General features: G+C 58.7%; 5 protein-coding genes and 1 pseudogene. 3 read left to right on the top strand and 3 right to left on the bottom strand.

Annotation, left to right across the window (positions count from 1 at the left end; genetic code table 11):
- A partial coding sequence (locus RIN13_RS19995; protein ID WP_309109060.1) for a hypothetical protein occupies positions 1–746 on the bottom strand: 746 nt, incomplete at its 3' end.
- 735 nt (positions 747–1481) lie between these two features.
- Between RIN13_RS19995 and RIN13_RS19990 the strand changes: the two genes are divergently transcribed.
- Entirely contained in the window at positions 1482–2087 is a 606-nt protein-coding gene (locus RIN13_RS19990; RefSeq protein WP_375164804.1) for a TetR/AcrR family transcriptional regulator, read from the top strand.
- Between the two features lie 110 nt (positions 2088–2197).
- On the opposite strand, the gene RIN13_RS19985 is transcribed toward RIN13_RS19990, so the two are convergent.
- A complete protein-coding gene (locus RIN13_RS19985) occupies positions 2198–2635 on the bottom strand; it encodes an Hpt domain-containing protein (protein ID WP_309109059.1) in 438 nt (145 codons plus the stop codon).
- Positions 2636–2826: 191 nt separating this feature from the next.
- Between RIN13_RS19985 and RIN13_RS19980 the strand changes: the two are divergent.
- Both RIN13_RS19980 and RIN13_RS19975 read left to right on the top strand, forming a co-directional pair.
- A pseudogene (locus tag RIN13_RS19980) lies at positions 2827–3147 on the top strand (ArsR/SmtB family transcription factor); the annotation flags it as partial.
- A gap of 481 nt (positions 3148–3628) precedes the next feature.
- The gene (locus tag RIN13_RS19975) at positions 3629–5470 is read left to right on the top strand and encodes a PxKF domain-containing protein (protein ID WP_309109058.1); all 1842 of its coding nucleotides are present in this window, start codon (positions 3629–3631) and stop codon (positions 5468–5470) included.
- A gap of 35 nt (positions 5471–5505) precedes the next feature.
- Here RIN13_RS19975 and RIN13_RS19970 read toward each other — a convergent pair whose 3' ends face one another.
- Positions 5506–6102: a recombinase family protein gene (locus RIN13_RS19970; protein WP_309109057.1), complete on the bottom strand. Its 597-nt coding sequence runs from the start codon at positions 6100–6102 to the stop codon at positions 5506–5508.
- Between the last annotated feature and the right edge of the window lie 176 nt (positions 6103–6278).

Here is a 6278-nt window from a genome sequence, read left to right as displayed (position 1 = left end):
TCCGCTGGCGGGATGATGACCGGGGGAGTGGCCGTGATGATTGTTTCTATTGAGCTGGTGCATGTTACGTAGCCGCCGCCGCCGTTTCCGGAGCCGTTGCACTGGTTGATCGTGACGAGAAGTGCGTTTGAAGTGGTGTTCGATGTGACGGTGCACCGGACGCGCATAGTGCCGCCGCCGCCGTTGCCGGAGCCGTTGCATTGGGTCACAGTCGCGTTAGTGGTGGAGCCAAGGGGTGAACAAACGACTATGGGCTCATCGCCGCCGCCCTGACCGGAGTCGATGCACTGGTTGACAGTGCCCGCTATTGCCGTTGCGGTACCGGTGATGTTGTTGACCACGATAACGCTGCATTCGACCACGCCACCGCCGCCGTTACCTGACCCGTTGCACTGATCAACCGCCGTGACCACGTCAAGGTACTCCGTAGTGGTCGGAGTGCAGGTCAAGGCCGCGTTGGCGAAGCCTACGCATGCCACGACATTGACGGTAGAACTGGCTTCTCCGGTGTCAAGATTCAGGTTGTTAGTGACTGTGACGGTGCAACTGATTGCCTCTCCGCCGACATTCTCGATTCCGTTGCATTGACTAACGGCAGTAGCGGCAGACGCCGAGGGGACAGCGCCCACGGCGCCTCCCATGAAAATCATGGAGGCTGCCAGTGCAAAAGCAGATAGAAGAACAAGGTAGAGGTGCCCAGGAGATCTGCGGTTTCCCGCCGGGGCTGTTTGAAGGTGCAAAGCCATGACATGGCTCCTCGCTGTGAACAAATCAGGCAACGCGGATTTCGCTAATCGGTAAGATGCCACCGCAATAAATTGCGATGTAAGTTCCCGCACCTGTTACATCTCTCTCGATTTCGATCCAGAGACATAGCGGTGGCTCCGCCGGAGCAGCCCAAGACGGGCCCCGCTCCTTGATGTTAATGAATTCATATACCGGCGGCTGCAGCTAAGCAGGTCAGTCGCAAGAATCTGTGAGAAGGCACCTAAGCAACCAGATCTACGCAGGACACGGATCAAGGAATTGCTGAATAGGTTTGCTGAGAAGCGATATCAGGGGCCGGCGCGCAGGGCACACCCGGTCGTGTGCCAATAAAACGGTAGGTGAAGAAGTTACCTGGACTTTGCGCGCATGGCGTTCCCGATTTCGTCGTAAAACTTGGTGATGGGATCCTTGGGCAAGCAAGCCCAGCGCAAGAAGGCCCAAGATTAGAAAGGCCCTGAGCGAAAGAATCCCCGGGGCGAGAAGGTCCAATACGAGTCTAAATATGCTGGACCTCAAGAAGTCGATTTGACGCATAAGCACTCGACCTGTATAGAACTAAGCTACGCCTAGACAGAACAGTCTGTCTATAGCACTGGTTACCCAGGCGTAACTTTATTCCGGCCGCCTTGGCCTTCAAATAGATAGCACCGGAGAAGGCCAGCTGTCGGCACCTGCGGTAGACTTTCGGTACCATGAATGCGCACCCAGGTCAAATGCCGGGATTGGCTCCGGCCTCTGTAGATGTGGCCATCGAGGTTGCGGTTATGCCTCCCCGTGACCGTATCTTGTCAGTGGCGTACGATCTTTTCTCCCGTCGGGGAGTGCGGGACGTCGGCGTCAATGAGCTCATCGAGCTATCCGGCGTCGCAAAGGCCACGTTTTACCACTACTTCCCATCCAAGAATTCGCTGGTACTCGCGTTTCTCGAGCAACGGAACCAGGTGTGGACCCTTGACGCCATCGTCGGTCAAGCCAAGCTGCGGGGAACCACGCCAACGGAACAATTGCTGGCCATTTTCGACGTCCTCGACCTGTGGTTCGTGCGTGATGACTTCGAAGCCTGCTCCTTCATCAACATCCTGCTTGAGATGGGACCAGCACATCCCCTTGGCCAAGCCAGCATCGATTACCTGGCCAAGATCAGGGGCCATGTGCAAGCCCTTGCAGAACAAGCAGGACTGCAACGGACCAACGAATTTTCCCGCTCCTGGCACATCCTCATGAAAGGATCCATCGTCTCAGCCTCCGAAGGCGACACCCTGGCAGCCAAACGGGCCCAACAAATGGCCTCCTGGTTGATCGAACACCACCGAAGCTAACCGCTCGTGCGCCAAACTCAGCGAGTCACGCCGGCTAACATCACTTCTTTCGGATCGGTCAGCAAATAGGAACCCGTAACCAACCCTCTCCCTGCCACAAACCCCGACCGTTATATGTGAAGGTGCGCCTCCAGAAGATGCCTCGTCTGCTCGGCGCATCGCTTTATCGGTCCTAAATGGTCTGCCTCGAGTCCGGGCAGAACGTCGCCGGAATCTGCTCTGGCCTCGGCGCGCAGTTTCCCTTCCAGTTCAAGGGCAAGGTTTGCTAGTCGTTCCGCTCCCACCATCTGGCTGGAGGTCTTCAGGCTCAGGACTGCGTCCATGGCCCCCGCGCGGTCCCGGGTGGTCAGTGTGAGGCGTATCCGTTGGACCCTGGGTTGCAGCCGGGCCAGAAAGTTCTGAACAAATATCTTCCAAGCAACTTCATCGTCGAGGTCTGCCCGCAACATTTCCAGCGCAGCCGGGTCAAGGAGCGGCGAAGCGTGACCGTCGGTTGGCGTCATGATAAAAAGTCCGGTCCGGCCAAAAATGGGGCCGATGGTTGCCATCGGGAAGACGCGGCACCGCTGCCGTTGTCACCGAGCCCGGTTTTATAGACCCTCCGGCGCGTAATCAGTTTCGTACCCATAACCTGCCCTCTGACAAAACGCACGGAAAAGGAATTCTGGGGCCTTCATCCATGCTAAGGGGGCGGCGGAAAAGAAACACGAGTACTGGGGTACCTGACTTTGGTTCATAAGCAGTCGAAGTCTTTAGCATGCTGGCCGATGCGACCAGAGTCCGACTGATTCTTGCCCTGAGGGACGGGGAGTTACCAGTGAATGCCCTGGCAGAGAAAGCAGGAAAGTCTGCTGCTGCAGTATCCCAGCACCTTGCGAAGATGCGGTTGGCCCGAATGGTCACCACCAGGCAGGAAGGGACGAAGGTCTACTACCGTCTGCAGGACGGGCACGCCTGGGAACTGGTCGCCGATGCGATCCATCAGGCTGAGCATGCCTTGGGCACTGCACCCCACCACAAACTTCACCAGCACCACGGCGCAGAGGCAGCAGGGCAATGAGCGGGCGGGCTCGTTCGGGCCACGACACTCACCCGCACCAGAATGAACACCACGACCACGGGAAACACTCCCATCAGCACGACGATCACGGGCACACCCACGGAACGGGCTTTGTCGGCTGGATTAGGCACCTGGTCGTGCCGCATTCCCACGACTCTGCTGATACATGCAGGGGCAAAGATGATTCTCCAGTCAGTCTCACCAATGTGTCTTACCGCCGCTGTTCTCAACAAAGGAGAAAGTGGCCTTTGTTGAGATCGAAGGGTCATCGGTCGGGGCTGAGCAGGCGGTGGGCTGACGTAGCGCTAGGGGTGGAATCGCGTTCGGCATTCCAACACCAGTGCGTTGCCGCCGACAGGCTCCGGGCGTAGCCTTGGGCTCATTACCGGATGCTCGGGCAGGGGTCAGCCGGTGATGAGTTCGGCGCCGGGGGACGTTGCTTATTTTGGCCCCTCGGATCGTTGCCCGGAAGAAGGCATTGATGTTTGCAGTCAGTACAACCCGGCGGGCTACCGCAGTCTTTGCGGCTTTACTCCTTCTTTTAGCCGTACCGTTGGGGGCACCTGCCACAGCGGATTCCGGCCACATCAATGTCAGCGCGGTCTTGGACTCCCCAGGACTCCTGGCCAACGTCAACGGCGGTTCCCCCCCTCCCGCGGACCTTGAAGTGACCTTCGAGGTGTTTAACGTGAGCGGCGGAGCTTTGGTCCCAAAGGTCTCTGCAGTGACTTCTTCCTGGGACGTGGCAAGCGCATCGTTCGACTTGGAGGACGGGCGGTACAAAATCAAGGTATCGGCCCCCGGCTTCGTGGAGAGCTGGTTCACCGCCTCGTCAGGAGCTGAAGAAGGCGATGCTGTTTTCACGCAGCTGCTTGGCTACCAGGAGCGGCGCACCCTTGAGACGGCGGACACGATTGTGGTGGATACCCTCAACCCGACAAACTCCAGCTGGGTCACCGGGGCCTTCACGGTCCTGCACCGCACTGCCTCATCAATCACCGGAGCGGTTGGAAAAGACGCTGCCATCTCGACGGGATCAATGCTGCCTGGTGTCGCAGTTGAGCTATACCCCGCATCGGACCCTGCCGGGGCGCCCGTGGCCGGAACCGTTACCGACGAGAACGGCTACTACACCTTCGAAGACGTACTTACCGGTTCATACCTGGTGCGTTTTATTTCCGGAACGGTTGATCGCTGGTGGCCCGAAACGCCCCATCGCGCTGAAGCAGAAGCGATAACTCTCAGTGGAGCCAACCACTTCAACCTCGCTTACGCGGTATTTCCGGCAGCCTTGGCAGCCGTGGATCCGGCACACTCACTCACACTCACCGGCGAGCCTGCGCTGGGCGCCACACTGACCGCAACATCCACCGTCCCCGTGGAGCTGAGTCCAGCGGGCGGGGATTGCTTCCAGCGCTACAGCTGGTATGTGGGAGAAACGCGGGTGGATGGCGCCTTCGGCCCGACGTTCGTAGTTCCTCTTGACGCCGGCGGGGAAACTGTCCACGCGCGTCTGAATACGGCCGGCATCGCCTGCACCTACTGGGAAGTGAACAGCGAGGCCATAACAGTTGATCCCAGTCTCACGCTGCTCGGCGAGAGTGTCGTCATTCCGGTCGACAACACCGGGGGGAAAGACGTCACCCTGACGTTTGAGAACGTCACCACGTCCGGGACGACTACCGTTACCAGGCTCGAGTCCGACAGTGACTACCCCCCTGAAGGGTTTTCTTCCCTGACCGACCCTCCGTTGTACTACGACATTCACACCACCGCCGAGTTTGACCCGGCCTCTGGTGTTGAAATCTGTATCAGCTTCGTTCCCACCGATACCATGACGGAGGATCAGGCAGCAGGGCAGCACCTGTACCACTACGTGGACGGAGCGTGGAAGGACATCACCTCCAGCAGCAGCTACGGGAAGGTCTGCGGAATCACTGATTCCTTCTCGCCCTTTGCTGTTGGCCAGCCCAACTGGCCGTTTGTAGGATTCCAGCAGCCGGTAGACAACGACGGCGTCCTCAACGCCATGAAGGCCGGAGCTGCAGTGCCGATCAAGTTCGGCGTCGGCGGGAACCGGGGCCCGGAGATTTTGGCGGGAGCACCCACATCAACTGTTATCGCTTGCCCAGGCGGCGTCACTCCGGACACGGTGGAGCAGACTGTAGCCGCGGAGACAAGTTCCCTCAGCTACAGCGCGGACTCCGATACCTACACCTTCGTGTGGAAGACACAAAAAACGTGGGCGGGATCCTGCCGGCAGTTCGAGCTGCGGCTGGATGACGGCTCCCTCCACACAGCCCTGTTCGACTTCCGAAAGTGAGAAGTTCAGCCCAAGCCTAAGGAGCGACAACTCCACTACGTACTGCCACTGCTTTTGGCCGCCTGGGCTTGTTGGTGGCGGTAGAGGGTGGCGCGACTCCATCCGACGAGGCGTGCCGCGTCCTCTGCTGTACGTCCCCGGAGCCGGGCCTCAGCAGCGATCGCGAGTTTGTCAGCGATGACTGCAGGGTTCGCTAGCGGCCGGCCGAACCTGGTGCCAGTTTGACGGGCAGCGGCGATGCCGGCGTTAACCCGTTCAACAATTAGCTCGCGTTCATACTCGGCCAGCGTGGCTAGCATGTTGAGCATCAGCCGGCCGGTGGACGTCGCTGGATCTATGCCGTCAGAAATAGAGCGAACGTGGATTTCACGACTGCGCAGGAGGTTCACGGTGTTCAGGACATCGACCAGTGACCGACCGAGCCGGTCTACGCGCCACACAACCACCGTGTCACCGGACTCGGCGTACTCGAGTAGTTTCTTCATCCCGGGCCGCTCTATCGCGCTCTTGCTTCCGGAGGTCACGTCGGCAAACACGTCCCGCTTTTGCACTCCCACTTTCACCAGGGCATCGAGCTGCAGCTGTGCGTCCTGACTTGATGTACTGACCCGCGTGTATCCAAGTTGCCTCATCACACCAGCTTGCCTCAATAACCCCAGCAGTTAGAGAACGTGAGACAAATTATGGCGAGACAACTTTTTGAGACGACTTGTTCCCCGGATGTCTGCGCTTTGCATACTCGGCTAGATCTGAACTGCAAGCGTCTCAATATGCTGTTGGTTGTTGATACGGGATGCTTTGAGACTTA

It is taken from the genome of Arthrobacter sp. (assembly GCF_031179985.1).
GTDB lineage: Bacteria > Actinomycetota > Actinomycetes > Actinomycetales > Micrococcaceae > Arthrobacter.
Note: the sequence above shows the minus strand (reverse complement) of the source record. Positions and strands in the feature narration are given on the sequence as shown.